The organism is Aquibacillus salsiterrae (assembly GCF_028416595.1).
Lineage (GTDB): Bacteria > Bacillota > Bacilli > Bacillales > Amphibacillaceae > Aquibacillus_A > Aquibacillus_A salsiterrae.
The window spans coordinates 381007-399476 of record NZ_JAMQKC010000001.1 but is presented as its reverse complement, the minus strand read 5'-3'; the positions used below and the strand labels follow the sequence as shown (position 1 = coordinate 399476).

At 36.8% G+C, this 18470-nt stretch carries 18 protein-coding genes and 2 tRNA genes; 19 read left to right on the top strand and 1 reads right to left on the bottom strand.

Features of this window, described 5'->3' with window-relative positions:
- Window positions 1-3: 3 nt before the first annotated feature.
- From NC799_RS02135 to uvrC, 4 genes are all read left to right on the top strand, one after another.
- Entirely contained in the window at window positions 4-777 is a 774-nt protein-coding gene (locus NC799_RS02135) for an electron transfer flavoprotein subunit beta/FixA family protein (RefSeq protein ID WP_272444665.1), read from the top strand.
- Window positions 778-837: 60 nt separating this feature from the next.
- Entirely contained in the window at window positions 838-1818 is a 981-nt protein-coding gene (locus NC799_RS02130) for an electron transfer flavoprotein subunit alpha/FixB family protein (RefSeq protein ID WP_272444664.1), read from the top strand.
- 97 nt (window positions 1819-1915) lie between these two features.
- Entirely contained in the window at window positions 1916-2230 is a 315-nt protein-coding gene (trxA, locus tag NC799_RS02125) for a thioredoxin (protein WP_272444663.1), read from the top strand.
- Between the two features lie 209 nt (window positions 2231-2439).
- Complete coding sequence (gene uvrC / locus NC799_RS02120) at window positions 2440-4236, top strand: excinuclease ABC subunit UvrC (RefSeq protein ID WP_272444662.1); 1797 nt, start codon at window positions 2440-2442, stop codon at window positions 4234-4236.
- Between the two features lie 158 nt (window positions 4237-4394).
- Here the strand turns inward: uvrC and NC799_RS02115 are convergent, their stop codons facing one another.
- Complete coding sequence (locus NC799_RS02115; protein WP_272444661.1) at window positions 4395-4829, bottom strand: YslB family protein; 435 nt, start codon at window positions 4827-4829, stop codon at window positions 4395-4397.
- A 299-nt stretch (window positions 4830-5128) separates the two neighbouring features.
- Here NC799_RS02115 and NC799_RS02110 point away from each other — a divergent pair, with 299 nt between their 5' ends.
- From NC799_RS02110 to clpX, 15 genes are all read left to right on the top strand, one after another.
- On the top strand, window positions 5129-5749 hold the full coding sequence (locus NC799_RS02110; protein ID WP_272444660.1) for a succinate dehydrogenase cytochrome b558 subunit: 621 nt from the start codon (window positions 5129-5131) through the stop codon (window positions 5747-5749).
- A 45-nt stretch (window positions 5750-5794) separates the two neighbouring features.
- Window positions 5795-7546: a succinate dehydrogenase flavoprotein subunit gene (gene sdhA, locus NC799_RS02105; RefSeq protein ID WP_272444659.1), complete on the top strand. Its 1752-nt coding sequence runs from the start codon at window positions 5795-5797 to the stop codon at window positions 7544-7546.
- A 15-nt stretch (window positions 7547-7561) separates the two neighbouring features.
- Window positions 7562-8323 carry a succinate dehydrogenase iron-sulfur subunit gene (gene sdhB, locus NC799_RS02100; RefSeq protein WP_272444658.1) on the top strand — a complete coding sequence of 254 codons (762 nt, stop codon included), beginning with the start codon at window positions 7562-7564 and terminating at the stop codon, window positions 8321-8323.
- 287 nt (window positions 8324-8610) lie between these two features.
- Window positions 8611-8835, top strand: coding sequence for a helix-turn-helix domain-containing protein (locus NC799_RS02095; RefSeq protein ID WP_077621319.1), 225 nt, complete (start codon window positions 8611-8613; stop codon window positions 8833-8835).
- Between the two features lie 230 nt (window positions 8836-9065).
- Complete coding sequence (locus tag NC799_RS02090; protein WP_272444783.1) at window positions 9066-9527, top strand: MarR family winged helix-turn-helix transcriptional regulator; 462 nt, start codon at window positions 9066-9068, stop codon at window positions 9525-9527.
- A 15-nt stretch (window positions 9528-9542) separates the two neighbouring features.
- Window positions 9543-10361: a glutamate racemase gene (racE, locus tag NC799_RS02085; protein WP_272444657.1), complete on the top strand. Its 819-nt coding sequence runs from the start codon at window positions 9543-9545 to the stop codon at window positions 10359-10361.
- 167 nt (window positions 10362-10528) lie between these two features.
- Window positions 10529-11644: a GerMN domain-containing protein gene (locus NC799_RS02080; protein ID WP_272444656.1), complete on the top strand. Its 1116-nt coding sequence runs from the start codon at window positions 10529-10531 to the stop codon at window positions 11642-11644.
- A gap of 227 nt (window positions 11645-11871) precedes the next feature.
- Window positions 11872-12633: a ribonuclease PH gene (gene rph / locus NC799_RS02075; RefSeq protein ID WP_272444655.1), complete on the top strand. Its 762-nt coding sequence runs from the start codon at window positions 11872-11874 to the stop codon at window positions 12631-12633.
- On the top strand, window positions 12630-13229 hold the full coding sequence (locus NC799_RS02070; RefSeq protein WP_334313837.1) for an XTP/dITP diphosphatase: 600 nt from the start codon (window positions 12630-12632) through the stop codon (window positions 13227-13229). The genes rph and NC799_RS02070 overlap by 4 nt, the downstream gene beginning before the upstream one ends.
- A 15-nt stretch (window positions 13230-13244) precedes the next feature.
- Window positions 13245-13763, top strand: coding sequence for a metallophosphoesterase family protein (locus NC799_RS02065; RefSeq protein ID WP_272444654.1), 519 nt, complete (start codon window positions 13245-13247; stop codon window positions 13761-13763).
- Between the two features lie 144 nt (window positions 13764-13907).
- Window positions 13908-13981: transfer RNA gene (locus NC799_RS02060), tRNA-Gly, on the top strand.
- 10 nt (window positions 13982-13991) lie between these two features.
- Window positions 13992-14065: transfer RNA gene (locus tag NC799_RS02055), tRNA-Arg, on the top strand.
- A 148-nt stretch (window positions 14066-14213) separates the two neighbouring features.
- A complete protein-coding gene (locus NC799_RS02050) occupies window positions 14214-15194 on the top strand; it encodes a tetratricopeptide repeat protein (RefSeq protein ID WP_272444653.1) in 981 nt (326 codons plus the stop codon).
- A 172-nt stretch (window positions 15195-15366) separates the two neighbouring features.
- Window positions 15367-16653, top strand: a complete 1287-nt coding sequence (gene tig, locus NC799_RS02045; protein ID WP_272444652.1) for a trigger factor — start codon at window positions 15367-15369, stop codon at window positions 16651-16653.
- Between the two features lie 447 nt (window positions 16654-17100).
- Window positions 17101-18378, top strand: a complete 1278-nt coding sequence (gene clpX, locus NC799_RS02040; protein ID WP_272444651.1) for an ATP-dependent protease ATP-binding subunit ClpX — start codon at window positions 17101-17103, stop codon at window positions 18376-18378.
- Window positions 18379-18470: the final 92 nt, after the last annotated feature.

The following is an 18470-nucleotide window of genomic DNA, read 5'->3' as shown; positions in this document are numbered from 1 at the left end:
TTTATGAATATCTTTGTCTTGTTAAAGAGTACATTTGACACAGAAGAAAAAATTGAAATTAGAGATAACCGAATTGATGATGAAGCAGCCGAGTTGATAATCAATCCATATGATGAATATGCTGTTGAAGAGGCTGTTAAGCAACGCGACACGCACGGGGGAGAAGTAACAATTATTTCGGTCGGAGGAGAAAGGTCCGAAAAACAAATAAGAACCGCGCTAGCAATGGGAGCTGACAAAGGGGTATTAATTAATATTCAAGACGATTTAGAGGAACCGGATCAATTTACAACGGTTAGGCTACTGCAAGCCTTTTTTGAAGACAAAGAAGTAGACCTTATTCTTGCAGGAAATGTGGCGATTGATAATGCCAGTGGTCAAGTTGGTCCTAGACTTGCAGATAAATTGAATTTAACTTGTATCACAACAATAACATCTCTGACAATTGATGGGGGGGTGGCGTCAATAGAACGAGATGTAGAAGGTGATACAGAAATCATTGAAACACATTTACCACTTTTAGCTACTTGTCAACAGGGATTAAATGAACCTAGATACCCTTCTTTACCAGGGATTATGAAAGCAAAGAAAAAACCGGTGGATGAGTTAGAATTGGATGATTTAGATCTTGAGGAAGAAGATGTTGCACCAAAGACTAAAACGATTGAAGTATTTCTGCCTCCTGAACGGAAAGCTGGTAAATTACTAGAAGGTGAAGTAACTGAACAAGTACAAGAATTAGTTTCCTTATTAAAACATGAAGCCAAAATAATCTAGAGAAAAGTCAATGCTAATTGGTTGAATCGTACGGAAACCCGAGAAAGGAGAAAATAGATGATGGGGAAGAAAGTTCTTGTTATCGGTGAAATGAAAAACAATAAGCTTAGAAATGTTACCTTCGAAGCTATTGCAGCTAGTAAACTAATGAGTAAAGAAAATGAAGTTATTGGTGTAATTTGTGGGGAAGGAAATTTAGAAGCGCAAGCAACTGAAATGATTTATTTTGGTGCAGACCGTGTTCACACGATTGAAAATGAAAAAATGAAAGCGTACACATCTCAAGTGTTTGCTAAAGCAATCATACACGTTATCGACAAGGTCAATCCTGATGCAATCATTATGGGACATACAGCAGTTGGAAAAGATCTAGCTCCTAAGCTTGCTAGTAGATTAAATTCAGGACTTGTGTCTGACGTGATTGAGTTGGAAGAATTTGGGGGAAACATCGTATTCACGAGACCAATATATTCAGGAAAGGCCTTCGAAAAAAAGATCATTACAGATGGTATTATTGTTGCAACGATTCGACCAAATAACATTACACCATTAGACCACGATGATACGCGAAAAGGAGAATTAGAGCCTGTTAATATTACTATTGATACGGTCGATGTTATTATCAAAGATGTCTTGAAAAAAGCAACAGCAGGGGTTGACTTGTCTGAAGCCAAGGTTGTAGTTGCTGGTGGGCGGGGTGTTAAAGGTAAAGAAGGTTTTGAACCGCTGTATGAGTTAGCTGATTTATTGGGAGGAGCTGTAGGGGCGTCGCGTGGTGCATGTGATGCAGGTTATTGTGATTACTCATTACAAATTGGTCAGACAGGAAAGGTTGTAACACCTGATTTATATATTGCATGTGGAATCTCTGGAGCAATCCAACATTTAGCCGGAATGTCTAACTCCAAAGTAATTGTAGCGATTAACAAAGACCCAGAAGCTAATATTTTTAACGTTGCCGATTACGGAATAGTTGGGGATTTATTTGAAGTAGTTCCACAATTAACTGCTGAAATTAAAAAAATGAAGCTTGCAACTTAAGTCTAACAAAAAGCAAACTAGTGGCATAAGTTGAAAATGAAATGATATACTCTACTCGTAAATCGAAATTAAGTTTCGTAATAAGGAGGACAATTTTATGGCAATAGTAGCTGCTACTGATCAAAGTTTTAATACAGAAACAAATGAGGGGCTAGTACTAGCAGATTTTTGGGCACCTTGGTGTGGGCCTTGTAAGATGATTGCGCCAGTTTTAGAAGAAATCGATAGTGAGATGAACGATAAACTAAAAATCGTTAAGCTTGATGTTGATGATAATCAAGAAACTGCTGGTAAATTCGGCGTGATGAGCATCCCAACGCTCTTATTATTTAAAGATGGTGAAGTTGTTGATCAAGTCGTTGGTTTTCAACCAAAAGAAGCTTTAGTCGAATTGATAAACAAACACGCTTAAAGGTTAATCTACTAGTTTACCCAAAAAATCCCTTGTTACTATATATGTAATAAGGGATTTTTTTTGGTAAGATAAGAAAGTAATAAAAAACAAAAGCTGTACACTCCGCCTAGTCCCTTGGGGTTCGCTATTACAAGGCTTGTCTTAGTATGATAAAAATGGTAATTGCTACTTTTGCTTGATGAATTAATTTGCTTGGGGTGAAAAGAATGAACAAACAAATAAAAGAAAAATTGGCAGTTCTCCCCGCGCAACCTGGGTGCTATTTGATGAAGGATAAACAAGATACGATTATCTATGTAGGTAAATCTAAGCTTTTAAAAAATAGAGTCCGTTCCTATTTTACAGGTGCAAATGACCAAAAAACACAACGATTAGTTCAAGAAATAGAAGACTTTGAATACATCGTAACATCATCTGAAATTGAAGCACTCATATTAGAGATGAATTTAATTAAGAAATATGATCCCAAGTATAATATTTTATTAAAGGATGATAAATCTTATCCGTATTTAAAAGTCACCTCTGAAGAACAGCCGCGCTTGATTGTTACAAGGAAAGTAAAAAAAGACAAAGGGAAATACTTTGGTCCATACCCTAATGTAATGGCTGCAAGGGAAACTAAAAAATTGCTCGACCGGCTTTATCCGTTAAGAAAGTGTAATCAAATGCCTGATCGAGTCTGTCTGTATTACCATATGAATCAATGTTTAGGGCCATGTGTTTACCCTGTTTCTCAAGAAACAAATCAATCGATTGTCCAAAGTATTACAACGTTTCTTAATGGGGGACATAAAGAAATTAAAAATGATTTGAAGAATAAAATGTTAAAGGCTTCCGACGAGCTTGATTTTGAGCGAGCTAAAGAGCTAAGAGATCAAATACAACATATAGAAGCGGTCATGGAGCAACAAAAAATGACCCTGAATGACCAAATCAACCGGGATGTGTTTGGGTATGCGTACGATAAGGGTTGGATGTGTGTCCAGGTTTTCTTTATTAGACAAGGGAAATTGATTGAAAGAGATGTTTCGTTATTCCCTTTCTTTGATGAACCAGACGAAACCTTCCTTAGTTTTGTTGGCCGGTTCTACCTACACCAGAATCATCCAAAACCTAGACAAGTGCTTGTTCCTGCTCCGGCAGATAATGAGTTATTAAAGGAACTCCTAGATGTAGATGTTACTATACCCTACAGGGGTCGTAAAAAGGAATTAGTAAAGTTAGCTGAGAAAAATGCAACGATTGCCCTTGAAGAGAAATTTTCCTTGATTGAGCGTGACGAGGAAAGAACAATCAAGGCAGTTGAGCAGTTAGGTGACAAGCTCCACATCGAAACACCGCACCGGATTGAAGCCTTTGATAATTCCAATATTCAAGGAACAGATCCTGTTTCAGCGATGGTTGTTTTTATTGATGGAAGACCAACGAAAAAGGAATATCGTAAATATAAGATTAAAGATGTAAAAGGTCCTGATGATTATGAAACAATGCGAGAAGTTATACGGAGAAGGTATAAAAGGGTATTAAAGGAAGGTCTTCCTCTACCAGATCTTATTGTAGTAGATGGTGCAAAAGGTCAAATGAGTGCTGCATTAGACGTATTAGAAAATGAATTAGGATTAGACATCCCTTTATGTGGTCTTGCAAAAGACGACAAGCACCGTACGAGTGATTTACTCTACGGAAATCCTCCTGCCATTGTTCCGTTGAAACGGCAATCACAGGAATTTTATTTGATTCAGCGTATTCAAGATGAAGTTCACCGTTTTGCTATTACGTTTCACAGACAGTTACGAGGTAAAAGTGTATTTAAGTCGGAGCTCGATGTAATCCCGGGCGTAGGGGAAAAACGGAGAAAATTGTTACTAAAACATTTTAAATCTATTACTGAAATTAAACAATCGTCAGTTGAAGATTTGAAAAGATTAGGTATACCTGAACCAACAGCAGAGATGATTATTAACCACTTAAACGAGGAAAGCCATGAAAACAAAGAAGAATAGAAAGGAAAATCCAAGAGCTGTTTAGCGTTGGCTCCTTACTAACCCGGTCCTCTTTTGGGTGGGCTAGTAAGGCGCCTTTCGCTATAAGAAAAAAGTCCAAACGTGGATAACATCTAGCAATAGCCACGACCAGCTTCAGCGCCTATGTTTTTGTTCATTTACTTTGAATAAAGTACATTTAATTGAATACTATTTTTCTTCTGTTTGATTTCCTCAATACATTCACAAGGAGCATTTTTTAGCTGGGTGACTGCTTCTGCTAAAACACCTGCTTCTAATCGATATTCCTGTTCAATGTTGGTTTTCATTCGGTTTTCGATTGGTTGACCAGTCAACTCGAAAATTAATTCTCTCCGCTTTTCTTTGATAAGTGTCAAATCTCCCCAACCGGTATCCTTAAAAAAAACAATAATTTCTTCAATAGATGAAAATGATAAGTTCCTAGCAATATTTTTCCCCATGACATATAAAATTGAATGTGAATCTTTACCTAAGAGATCTGGCAGACAGGCATATCTTAAAATATCATAGCCTGACCCTGCGGTATGAGCATGATCCATTATGCTTCCGACCTTGTTTATATTTGTTTCCACGACTAACTTGCCCCTTTCAACTAAAAAAGAAAAAACGTAAATGATTTCTGTTTCATTATCCCTTGTAATAGGCATGATTGCAAGCTAACTAATGATAAGTTTAAGATACTTAAAAGAATTCGTTTTCTTGACGCTCACAAAGGATAGAAGTACAATAGTTGTGTCACAAATTATACATTTTTCTTGGCCGTAAATAGGGCGTAATAGAGAGGTAAAGAGATAAATAAAGCGCTTTATAGAGGGAGAAAAAGGTATAGGAACTAGGTTAAAAAGTATATTATTTGTTGAGGGGGGTACATATGGCGGAAAATAGGGAGTTTTTTTATCGTAGGCTACATTCATTATTAGGGGTAATTCCAATTGGTATTTTTCTAGTTCAACACTTAGTTGTGAACAATTTTGCGAATTATGGGGAGGAAAACTTTAATCGGGCAGCTGAATTTATGGCAAATTTGCCATTTAAGCTGTTTCTAGAAACGTTTGTTATCTTCTTGCCAATTTTGTTTCATGCTGTATTAGGTGTTTATATTGTTTTTGTTGCTAAAAATAACGTAAGTCGATATGGATTTTTCCGGAACTGGATGTTTTATCTCCAAAGAATTAGCGGAATTATTACGTTAATCTTTATCGTGTGGCATGTCTTTGAAACTAGAGTTCAAGTTGGTTTGGGGAATGTAGAGCTAAGTTACAATTTAATGGAGAATATTCTATCTAATCCATTTATGTTCTGGTTTTACCTAATTGGTGTTACATCAACAACGTTTCATTTTGCTAATGGTTTATGGAGTTTTCTTGTTACTTGGGGAATCACAGTTACACCTAGGTCACAGAAAATTGCTACCTATGTAACATTGCTTATTTTTCTTAGCATGACCATTGTTGGTATTCGTACTTTAATTACTTTTGCATATGGCATTTAAAAGCAAAGATATAATAGAAAGTTAAACTAGAGGAGTGAGCAAGGAATGAGTAATCGCAAAATTGTTGTAATAGGCGGCGGACTTGCTGGCCTAATGGCAACTATTAAAGCGGCAGAAGCAGGTGTCGAAGTTGACTTGCTATCCATTGTGCCTGTAAAACGTTCTCACTCAGTTTGTGCTCAAGGTGGTATTAACGGAGCGGTAAACACAAAAGGGGAAGGGGATTCTCCTTGGGAACATTTTGACGATACAGTTTATGGTGGTGATTTCTTAGCAAATCAGCCACCGGTAAAAGCAATGTGTGAAGCAGCACCAGGTATCATTCACATGTTAGACCGGATGGGTGTTATGTTTAACCGTACGCCAGAAGGATTGCTTGATTTCCGTCGTTTTGGAGGAACACAGCATCATCGTACGGCATATGCAGGTGCAACAACTGGACAACAATTGTTATATGCGTTAGATGAGCAGGTTAGACGCTTTGAGGTTGAGGGCCTTGTAACGAAATATGAGGGTTGGGAATTCATTTCAGCCGTTATTGATGATGAAGGTATTGGTCGTGGTGTATTAGCTCAAAATATTCAATCCCATGAGATTAAAGCGTTTAAAGCAGACGCAACTATTTTTGCTTCTGGTGGTCCTGGTATTATTTTCGGAAAATCTACTAACTCAGTAATTAACACTGGTTCTGCTGCAGCTAGCTTGTATCAACAAGGTGCAATTTATGCTAATGGCGAATTTATTCAAATTCATCCAACAGCAATACCAGGGGATGATAAACTGCGTTTAATGAGTGAATCGGCTCGTGGTGAAGGTGGAAGAGTTTGGACTTATAAAGACGGTGAACCTTGGTATTTCCTAGAGGAAAAGTATCCGGCCTATGGAAATCTAGTACCAAGGGATATCGCTACGAGAGAAATCTTTGATGTGTGTGTTAATCAGAAACTGGGTATTAACGGAGAGAACATGGTTTACTTAGATCTTTCGCATAAAGATCCTAAGGAACTCGATATAAAACTTGGTGGAATTATTGAAATCTACGAAAAATTCGTTGGAGAAGACCCACGTAAAGTACCAATGAAAATATTCCCTGCTGTTCACTATTCTATGGGTGGTCTGTGGGTAGATTATGATCAAATGACAAATATCCCCGGGATTTTTGCTGCAGGTGAATGTGATTATTCGCAGCACGGAGCAAACCGTCTAGGGGCAAATTCGTTATTATCTTCTATTTTTGGTGGTATGGTAGCTGGTCCGAATGCAATCAAGTATATTAATGGACTTGAAAAAACTGCTGATGATATTCCACAAAGTCTTTTCGACAGTAAATTAAAAGAGGAACAAGATTACTTCGAACAGTTAATGAAGATGGATGGAGAAGAAAATGCTTACCAAATCCATAAAGAACTTGGGGAATGGATGACAGATAATGTTACTGTTGTAAGAGACAATGCAAAGCTATTAAAAACAGATGAGAAAATCCAAGAATTATTAGAGCGTTGGGAAAATATTAGCATTAATGACACATCGCGTTGGAGCAATCAGGGAGTTATGTTTACTAGACAGTTAAAAAACATGCTTCATCTTGCCAGGGTAATAACAATCGGTGCCTACAATCGTAATGAAAGTCGTGGTGCACACTATAAGCCTGAGTTCCCTGAACGGAATGATGAAGAATGGTTGAAAACAACAAAGGCTAAATTTGATTCGAAAACAAATGCGCCGTCTTTCAGTTATGAAGACGTAGATGTATCGTTAATTAAACCGAGAAAACGTGACTACAGTAAGAAAAAGTAAGGGGGAGGGACACTAATGGCTGAAAAGACAATATCGTTAATCATAACACGTCAAAATAGCCCTGATTCTACTCCTTACGAGGAGAAGTTTGAGGTTCGCTATCGAGAAAATATGAACATAATCTCTGCGTTGATGGAGATTCAACGAAATCCAGTGAATGCAAATGGTGAAAAAACAGCTCCTGTTACTTGGGAATCTAATTGTTTAGAAGAAGTATGTGGTGCGTGTTCCATGGTTATAAATGGAATTCCGCGTCAAGCATGTTCGACATTGGTTGACAAGCTTGAACAACCGATACGGTTAGCACCTATGTCAACGTTCCCGGTAATGAGAGACTTAGCGATTGATCGAAGCAGAATGTTTGATTCGTTGAAAAAAGTTAAGGCATGGATTCCAATCGATGGTACCCACGACCTTGGTCCAGGGCCACGAATGCCTGAGAAAAAACGACAATGGGCATATGAATTATCAAAGTGTATGACTTGTGGGGTATGTTTGGAGGCATGTCCAAATGTAAACAGCAAATCAGAATTTATTGGTCCACAGTCACTATCTCAAGTTCGATTATTCAACGCTCATCCAACCGGTGCGATGAATAAAGGAGAGCGCCTAGAAACGTTAATGGAAGACGGAGGAATTGCTGGATGTGGAAATTCACAAAACTGTGTCCAAGTTTGCCCAAAAGGTATTCCATTGACAACTTCCATTGCTGCGTTAAATCGTGAAACAAATATTCAATCTTTCAAAAATTTCTTTGGTAGTGATTACGCTTATTAAGACTAAAACCTTTACCTTTTCGGTAAAGGTTTTTTTAACAAGATAAGAAAGTATAAAAAAATCCAAGAGCTGTCTACTCCGCTTCCTAGCCCCTCTAGGACTTGAGTAAAAAATCTTGATAACATCAAGCGACACCATGACAAGCTTTAGTACCTTCAAGTAGTAATTAAAAATAGATTGCTTTATCCAGATGTTGCACAGATTTGCTTTATGTTACATAGAATACTGTGACTAAATAAATACCCTTCAATAAAGTAACGCTGAAGTCAGCAAGGAGGGGTTAAGACTTGAAGGATAATGACTACAAGCCGAAGCAATTATTAACGAAACGTGAAAAGGAAGTATTTGAACTTCTAGTACAGGATAAAACAACAAAAGAAATAGCCCAGGAATTGTTTATATCGCAAAAAACTGTTAGAAATCACATTTCAAATGCTATGCAAAAGTTAGGTGTTAAGGGGCGTTCACAGGCTGTAGTAGAACTCCTACGTATGGGGGAGTTGAAGCTGTAACAAAAGACCGGCTTTCGTCTTGAAAGTCGGTTTTTGTTGATTATTTATCAAATATAGTTAACAAATCCTCCTTTAGGGATGCTTTTTATTTGTATTTCGTCTGTTTCTTATTAGCTTAATGAGAATTGTAAAACTAAATGATGGTCACACTTTTTGATTTAAAGTATAGTTAGATGGAAACATACTATGGATGAGAATATCACGCTCTCGCTATAAGGGAGGTAATCAACCTGAGTGACAAAAGAGAAATATCAACAATTGCAAACATCGAAAAAGAATTAAGATATATAGCGGGGATTATTAAACAGCAAGGAAGAGAAATTCTTACCAATTATCCAATAACTGCACCTCAGTTTGTTGCGTTGCAACGACTATTAGAAGAGGGAGACCTTACTGTTGGTGAACTTTCAAATAAAATAAATCTGGCATGTAGTACGACGACTGATTTGGTTGATCGAATGGAAAAAAACGAAATTGTGGAACGAGTCAGAGACGAGAAGGATAGAAGAGTCGTAAGGATCCATTTGTTGGATAAAGGTAAAACCATCATCAATGAAGTAATTGAAAAAAGGCAAAACTATTTAGGCGAAGTGTTAGAAAATGTACCAACGGAGCAGGTTGATGCGCTTTATTCCATTCTCGAATTACTTCATTCTCAAATGCGAAACGTTGAAAACAAAAAACATCTATGAAAAAGAAGGGATATAATGGATCAACCCATCGGTGTGATTGACTCGGGAGTGGGTGGGCTAACTGTTGCAAGTGAGCTAATTCGACAACTACCGAAAGAACAATTAATTTATCTTGGTGATACATTAAGATGTCCATATGGACCGAGGCCGAAGCAAGAAGTGGTCGAATATACTTGGGAAATGGTTGACTTCCTTTTGAATAAAAATATTAAAATGTTAGTAGTTGCATGTAATACTGCTACAGCATATACATTAGATGAATTAAGGGCCAATTTATCTATTCCGGTTATTGGGGTTATCCAACCTGGTGCAAGAGCTGCGATTAAAATGACTAATAATAGGAGAATTGGAGTTATTGGAACGGAAGGAACGATCAATAGTAAGGCATATCCATTAGCTCTTCAAAGTATTAATTCCAATATTGTTGTGAACGATTTAGCTTGTCCTAAACTTGCCCCCATGGTAGAAGAGGGGAATTTAACTGGTTCAGAAGCATATGATATTGTTTATCAATCTTTGAAACCTCTTAAGGACAAAAACCATATTGATACATTGATTTTAGGCTGTACACATTACCCTTTGGTTAAAGATTTAATCCAAGAAGTTATAGGGAAACATGTTCATGTTATTTCTTCTGGTGAAGAAACAGCAAGAGAAATCAGCACAATTTTAAGCTTCAATAAGAAATTGTATAATGGAACTAGAATACCTAAGCATCAATTTTTCACAACAGGAAGGCTGCATGTGTTTGAAAGTATTGCGAACAAGTGGTTACAGCAGCCACTTGGTTTCGTCAAAAATATTAACTTGAGTGAAAAAAGTTTTAATAAGTAGTTCTGCTAATAAAGCTTGTAGGGAAACAGTCGTTTCTTTACGAGCTTTTTTAAAAGATAAGAAAAAAACCCTGCGCTTTTCTTTTAATAAAAAATTTTTCATGCTTGGTCTATTTTGTAAATCTGCTCGTATATATAGTAGTACAAACCATCGTAGGAGGGAAAAGCATGAAGAAACGTGCGCATTGGACTTATACTGGTATAATCAGTCTATCTCTAATATTTATGTCAGGATGTGGGATATTTCAGGGGGAACAAGCGATGGAGGAAATAGATTCTCCTCCAAAGGAAGCAAATTACTCGGATGATTTAGAAGGTGTCTCTGAAGACGGGAATGTTCAACTAGGGGATGCTGAACAAACAGATACAGAAGAGACAAATCAAGAATCTGATGCAGAAGTAGAAACTGTAGAAAGACAGCTATATTTACTGGATTCAAATGGAATGGTCGTTCCTCAAACAGTTGAACTACCTAAATCTGAATCGAAGGCGGTGGCAACCCAAGTACTAGAATATTTAGTAAAAGGCGGGCCGGTCACTGAGCTACTTCCGGATGGATTTCAAGCTGTTCTTCCATCAGGTACAGAGGTGCTTGGTTTGAATCTAGAAGAAGACGGAACATTAACAGTTGACCTTTCCAACGAATTTGCAGAATATCGTGCTGAGGATGAGCAAAAGATTATACAGGCAATGACCTATACATTAACACAGTTTGAGAATGTGAAAAAAATAAATCTGTGGATAAATGGATATGAGCAGAAAGAAATGCCGGTAAATGGAACACCGATAACGGATGGATATTCTCGCGCAGATGGTATTAACATATACAATAATGATTCCGTAGACTTGATGGATAGTGAAGCGGTTACGCTTTACTATCCGGCTCAACAAAATGATCAGTTTTACTACGTTCCTGTTACCCAACATATTGAAATGGATAACGATACAATGTATCAATCGATTGTACAAGCGTTGATTGACGGCCCATCATTTAGCTTGAATTTATTGAATGTATTCAACGGAGGGGCAGCACTCACAGAAAAACCTAATTATAAAGATGGTGTCCTTGCTTTAACGTTTAATGAGAACATATTAAGTGATTTAGAAGCACAGTCTATTGATGATAAAGTGATGGAGACATTGGTATTAACATTAACTAATCAGCCAGGGATTGAAGCTGTCAGTGTAAATGTAGAGAATTATGAAGAAGTATTTAATGAAGATGGTGTCCCTTATTCAGAGCCAGTAACTAGAGACAGTTTTGTTCCAACAGGTAGTCTATAAAACTTAAATGTTATAACTTGAGACACGTGTAATTCGATAGAATTCACGTGTCTTGTTTTTGTTTAAGAGATAAAAAATATAAAAAGATCCAAGAGCTGTTCCTCAATCAGGTTATAAGTATAAAATTTCTATACGTGGATAACATCAATAAACAGCTGCGTCTTGCTTGTTCGTATGTAATGTGATTGAAAATATGTTACCATATAAAGGTTAAAGGAGGGTGTATCTTGAGAGTAAATGACCGAAAAGAAAATCAATTAAGAACAATCACAATAGAAACAGGGTATACAAAACATCCAGAGGGATCGGTACTAATAACCGTAGGCGATACAAAGGTTATTTGTAATGCGAGTATCGAAGATCGTGTTCCCCCATTTATGCGAGGAAGTGGCAAAGGGTGGATCACGGCAGAATATTCAATGCTTCCTAGAGCAACAGAACAACGCAATATTAGAGAATCATCAAAGGGAAAAGTTTCAGGACGAACAATGGAAATACAACGATTAATAGGCCGTTCGTTACGAGCAGTTGTTGATTTAGGGAAAATTGGAGAAAGAACAATTTGGGTCGATTGTGATGTTATTCAAGCGGATGGCGGAACAAGGACTGCTTCTATCACAGGTGCGTTTGTTGCTGTTGTATTGGCATTTGGTACATTAATGGAGAGAAAAGTGATAAATCGTTTGCCAATCAAAGATTACTTAGTGGCCACTTCCGTTGGGGTCTTACCTAATGGCAAAGAAGTATTAGATTTACAGTATGAGGAAGACGCTAAAGCACAGGTTGATATGAATATTGTGATGACAGGAAATGGTCAATTTGTTGAAATACAAGGGACTGGCGAGGAAGCAACATTTAGTTACCTACAGCTTCAAACCATGTTAGACTTAGCGAGTCAAGGTTTACAAGAAATTGTTGCTTTACAAAAAGAGGCCCTCGGGGAGTTGGCTAACCATATTGAAGTCAATCTGTTAGGTGAAAATAGATGAAAATGAAAAAGTTATTGATAGCGACCAAAAATAAAGGCAAAGTCAATGATTTTAACCAGCTTTTTTCAAAGTATGGAATTGAAATACTATCCTTATTAGATTTTAAAGAAGAGGTAGAGGATATTGAAGAAACAGGGACTACTTTTTTTGAAAACGCACGTATTAAAGCGGAGACGGTTATGAAAAAGTATCATCTACCTGTTCTAGCTGACGATTCTGGTTTAGTTGTAGATGCTCTAAACGGAGAACCAGGCGTCTTTTCTGCACGTTATGCCGGAGAAGAAAAAAATGATTTAGCTAATGTACATAAAGTGTTACAACGACTACAAGGAGTACCAAAAAAAGACAGGACTGCAAGATTTGTTTGTGTTTTGGCGGTAGCACAACCAAATCAACCAACAATGTATAACAAAGGTACCTGTGAGGGCGAGATATTAGAAGTACCTAGAGGTGAAAATGGTTTTGGGTACGATCCGATATTTTTACCAAGAGGATTTAAGAGGTCAATGGCTGAATTATCTTTAGTAGAAAAAAATGAAATTAGTCATCGTAAATTCGCGATGGACCAATTGGAGCAATGGTTAACAAGTAAATAGTAGGGAGTGATTGAAATGCCTAGTGTTTTGATCCTTAGTGATAGTCATGGATGGACAAAGGAAGTAGAAGTGATTAAGCAAAGGCATATAAGTGATGTTGACAAGTTAATTCATTGTGGAGACTCTGAATTAATGTATGATTCGAAAGAGTTGGAACATTTTCAGACTGTTGCTGGTAATTGTGATATGGATGCTAGATTTCCTAATGAACTTAATTTTGATAATAATGGTTTAACTTTTTTCGTCACCCATGGCCACCTTTTCCAAGTTAAATCAACACTGACCAAGTTGTCTTATCGGGCAGAAGAACTCGGTGCTAATGTAATTTGTTTTGGTCACTCACACTTTGCTGGAGCTGAAAAAATAGAAAACCAACTATTTATTAATCCAGGCAGTATAAGACTTCCTAGGGGCAGAACAGAAGGGACATATGTTATTCTCTCTTGGGATGAAGTAAAACAAATAAAGGTTGAGTACTTTGATTTAAATGGTCAAAGAATCGAAGCATTGACTTATCAAACAGATTTAATTTAATAGATAGACAGCACTCCGTTTGCGTGGAATGCTGTCTATCTAAAAAACTTGACACATTAAAATCAGTGTTTTATAATTATAATCGTCTCTTGAAACAACCATGAAATACGTGAGGTAACTTACTGGAACAAACAAAAACAATTTGCGGGTGTAGTTTAGTGGTAAAACCTCAGCCTTCCAAGCTGATGTCGAGGGTTCGATTCCCTTCACCCGCTCCAAATAATTTATGTCCCAGTAGCTCAGCTGGATAGAGCAACAGCCTTCTAAGCTGTGGGTCGGGCGTTCGAGTCGCTCCTGGGATGCTTCTAAATTATAAGAATACCTATAAAACGTTAGAAAGGGGAACGTTTTTATAGGTATTCTTTTGTTTTGTATGGAGTGAGAAAAAATAGAAATTTAGCAAGGTGGTCTGAAATAATCGATTAATTCCTTGTTTTAGGAGTGAAAATGTTGGTGCATAGTGAAAAAGAAGACAAGGTTGTCATGTTTCCAAAGTGGAAAGAAAGGCTAATGCTCCAAAGCAAACAAGCGGTTAAAGAGCAACGTTATCAGGATGCATTAGCTATTTACAATAAGCTGCTCGATTATAAGACAAGAACGCATGAAGTTTATACAGGTAAATTACTTTGTTTGATGGAACTTGGTGAAATGGTGGAGGCGGAGGTACTTTGCGAACAATTGCTAGCAACTCAAGAAGAGGGTTACTCTGATTATATTCAACTATACTCTACGCTTCTATTTCAATCGAATCAATATGATAAAGTTGTCGAACTACTTGAAGATATTACTAGTGAACATGACCTTGCTCAGCAGGTAAAGGAACAATTAATGCAAATGTATCACCTGAGTAAGAGCTTAGACGATGATCGGAAAATGGAAGATAGCTTTCGCCTAATTAGTCAGTTCAAACAAGCAATTAACGACCGAGATGTTTGGAAACAATGGAGACTTATTCAAAAGTGGGAAGGCCTCCCGGTTGAACCACATTTGGAATATTTGGTATCTATCTTAAAAGGAGAAAAAAATCCAGTCATAAAAACAGGAATTATTAATTTACTCATTACAAATAACGTTGATAAACAAGTTGAGGTAGTTAAATTCGGTAAAACGAAACCGGTGAACCCGAGTAAACTAGAATTCATCTCGGATCACGAAGCTGTACGAGGAATATTGTTGGAACTTGAATACCATGAACAGTCAAATCCATCCTTGCTTCAACTAATCAAAGCGTTGCTGTATCGATTTGTGTTTGTTAGGTATCCATTTGTTCCCGGAAAAGAGGAGTACCCATCTATAGCCAAAGCTTTAACATTAATTGGAGAGCAACAGTTTCATTTAACAAATCTATTACAAGAAGACAGTCACCTTTACGAATATATCAAAACTATTATGGAATGTGATCAAGTATATTTGGCGATAATTGAAGAATAAAAGAGAATATCAATCAACAAAAACTGATAAAACATTCGGTTATTATCTATATGTTGAAAGCATGGCGGATTATGTTATAATAAAATGGTTGTAATTTGCGTTCCGCCTATTAATTATACATCAAATGAACGTTAAACATGACATAATGATCATAGATTTTGGAGGGAAATATATGTCAGCAAAATGGGAAAAACAAGAAGGTAATGAAGGTCTACTGACAGTTGAAGTAGAAGCGGAAAAGTTCGACAAAGCTCTTGATCAAGCTTTTAAAAAAGTAGTGAAACAAGTTCAACTTCCAGGATTCCGTAAAGGGAAAATTCCGCGTGGTTTATTCGAACAACGTTTCGGTGTTGAATCTTTATATCAAGATGCTGTTGATATCATTCTACCAACAGAATATACGAATGCCATCGAAGAAACAGGGATTGAGCCGGTTGACCAACCAGAGGTAGATGTGACACAAATTGAAAAAGGAAAGCCACTAGTTTTCACCGCTAAGGTTACAGTAAAACCAGAAGTGAAGCTTGGTGAGTACAAAGGACTTGAAGTGGAAGACGTGAGTGTGGAAGTCACGGATGAAGACGTCTCGCATGAACTAAAACACCAACAAGAGCACCAAGCAGAACTAGTTGTAAAAGAAGAAGGAACTGTTGAAGAAGGAGATACAGTTACTATTGATTTTGAAGGTTTCGTTGATGGGGAAGCATTTGAAGGCGGAAAAGCGGAAAACCATCAGTTAGAAATTGGTTCAGAATCTTTCATCCCTGGTTTTGAAGAACAATTAGTAGGTAAGGCTACAGGTGAAGAAGCAGATATCGAGGTTACATTTCCTGAAGAATATCATGCGGAAAATCTAGCAGGCAAACCTGCAACATTCAAAGTTAAAATTCATGAAATTAAGGCAAAGGAATTACCAGAACTTGATGATGAATTTGCAAAAGATGTCGATGAAGAAGTAGAAACGTTAGATGAACTTAAGAAGAAAATTAGAGAACGTCTAGAAAATCAAAAACAAACAGATGCAGACAACCAAAAGCGTGAAGCCTTAATTGAACAAGCTTCCAATAATTCTGAAGTGGAAATTCCAGAGGCTATGGTAACTAGCGAGTTAGACCGAATGCTTCGTGAGTTCGAACAAAGATTACAAATGCAAGGTATGACGCTTGATATGTACTACCAGTTCTCAGGTCAAGATGAATCAGCATTAAAAGAGCAAATGAAAGAAGATGCTGGGAAGCGAGTTAAAACTAATTTAGTTCTTGAAGCGATTATTAATGCTGAGAATATTGAAGTAACAGAAGAAGATGTAAACAAAGAATTAGAATCAATGGCTACGATGTATCAGGCTAGTGTGGAGCAACTAACGCAAATGCTTGGTGGAAATGCGGAAGCAATTAAAGAAGATTTGAAATTCAAGAAAGCAATTGACTTCTTAGCGGAGCATAGCAAAACTAAATAATAATGATCTTCATAGATTAACAAGGCACGAACGTTTCGTGCCTTGTTTTCTCTACTTATTGGTTCCGATTTCATTTCTAAAAAATATTCTTGCTACATACACTACATACTACATAACAGTTTTTAGTTGACAATGAATCCAATTATTCATAAATTAGTTGTACACTTACATTAGAATTAGTCTGACAAACACAATTTTTGTTTATTAGATAAAAGAATTGGAAAGACTTAGTTGAAAGTAGCATGAATTCTAGTGGACGCTTTTGTTTTTTGATGTAAAAACAAATCTGATTTCATAAAGTCTTCCTTCCGTTTTTAATCGAGAATAAGGTATATTATTTTGTATTCTAATTCTAATTTGATATTATTGGCTAAAGAAAGATGAGAAGATATTGATTATGTATCATGTTACCAGCATATAGATATTTAAACTCGAGGGGTGAAATAGATGTATAAATTTAACGAAGAAAAAGGGCAACTTAAGTGTTCTTTCTGTGGTAAAAGCCAAGATCAAGTACGAAAACTAGTTGCTGGTCCTGGTGTTTATATATGTGATGAATGTATTGAATTGTGTACAGAAATTGTGGAAGAAGAACTAGGTAACGAGGAAGAAGTTGAGTTTAAAGACATACCAAAGCCACAAGAGATTTGCGAAATTCTAAATGATTATGTCATTGGCCAAGAAAAGGCAAAGAAAAATCTTTCTGTGGCTGTTTATAATCATTACAAACGAATCAATTCTTCTAAGGGATCAGATGATGTCGAGCTCTCAAAGAGTAACATTGCAATGATTGGACCTACAGGAAGTGGTAAAACACTGTTAGCTCAAACATTAGCACGTATTCTAAATGTCCCGTTTGCAATTGCAGATGCAACTTCACTAACTGAAGCAGGCTACGTTGGTGAAGATGTAGAAAATATTCTTTTAAAACTAATCCAAGCTGCTGATTATGATGTTGAAAAAGCAGAAAAAGGCATTATTTATATTGACGAGATTGACAAGGTGGCTAGAAAATCAGAGAATCCATCCATCACTAGAGATGTTTCTGGTGAAGGTGTTCAGCAAGCGTTACTTAAGATTCTTGAAGGAACAGTTGCAAGCGTCCCTCCTCAAGGAGGAAGAAAGCATCCACATCAAGAATTTATCCAAATTGATACGACAAATGTCCTATTTATTTGTGGTGGCGCATTTGATGGGATAGAACAAATAATTAAGCGTCGATTAGGTAAAAAGGTTATTGGATTTGGCGCTGATGAAGCTAACCAAGATTTAGATAAAGGTCAATTATTGTCCAAAGTATTACCAGAGGATTTGCTTCGATTTGGATTGATCCCAGAATTTATCGGTCGTTTACCGGTAATTGGAGCGTTAGAACCATTAGATGAAGCTGCATTAGTAGAAATTTTAACAAAGCCAAAGAACGCACTAGTTAAACAATACGAAAAGTTATTCCAAATTGATAACGTGAATTTAGAATTTGAAGAAGATGCACTTGTTGAAATTGCGAAAAAAGCAATAGAAAGAAAAACGGGTGCACGTGGTTTACGTTCCATTATTGAAGGAATTATGTTAGATGTGATGTTCGAAATTCCGTCCCGTGATGATATTGAAAAAGTAATTATTACAAAAGATACCGTATTGTTAGAAAATGGAAAGCCTAAACTTGTTCTTAATGATGGTACTGTAAAGGATGAGAACAAACAATCACCTAAAGAAAGTGCATAAAACCATTTAAACCAGACAAAACGGAAATTCAAAAAAAGAAATCCCTTGTGATAAAACAAGGGATTTCTGTGTTTATTATTTGAAAGAGGAGA

Coding starts and splice junctions, on each gene's coding strand:
- NC799_RS02110 (WP_272444660.1), top strand. CDS start 5,129: ATGGCGGAAAATAGGGAGTTTTTTTATCGTAGGCTACATTCATTATTA.
- sdhB (WP_272444658.1), top strand. CDS start 7,562: ATGGCTGAAAAGACAATATCGTTAATCATAACACGTCAAAATAGCCCT.
- NC799_RS02070 (WP_334313837.1), top strand. CDS start 12,630: ATGAAAATGAAAAAGTTATTGATAGCGACCAAAAATAAAGGCAAAGTC.
- tig (WP_272444652.1), top strand. CDS start 15,367: ATGTCAGCAAAATGGGAAAAACAAGAAGGTAATGAAGGTCTACTGACA.
- racE (WP_272444657.1), top strand. CDS start 9,543: ATGGATCAACCCATCGGTGTGATTGACTCGGGAGTGGGTGGGCTAACT.
- NC799_RS02065 (WP_272444654.1), top strand. CDS start 13,245: ATGCCTAGTGTTTTGATCCTTAGTGATAGTCATGGATGGACAAAGGAA.
- sdhA (WP_272444659.1), top strand. CDS start 5,795: ATGAGTAATCGCAAAATTGTTGTAATAGGCGGCGGACTTGCTGGCCTA.
- NC799_RS02130 (WP_272444664.1), top strand. CDS start 838: ATGGGGAAGAAAGTTCTTGTTATCGGTGAAATGAAAAACAATAAGCTT.
- NC799_RS02135 (WP_272444665.1), top strand. CDS start 4: ATGAATATCTTTGTCTTGTTAAAGAGTACATTTGACACAGAAGAAAAA.
- clpX (WP_272444651.1), top strand. CDS start 17,101: ATGTATAAATTTAACGAAGAAAAAGGGCAACTTAAGTGTTCTTTCTGT.
- NC799_RS02080 (WP_272444656.1), top strand. CDS start 10,529: ATGAAGAAACGTGCGCATTGGACTTATACTGGTATAATCAGTCTATCT.
- trxA (WP_272444663.1), top strand. CDS start 1,916: ATGGCAATAGTAGCTGCTACTGATCAAAGTTTTAATACAGAAACAAAT.
- uvrC (WP_272444662.1), top strand. CDS start 2,440: ATGAACAAACAAATAAAAGAAAAATTGGCAGTTCTCCCCGCGCAACCT.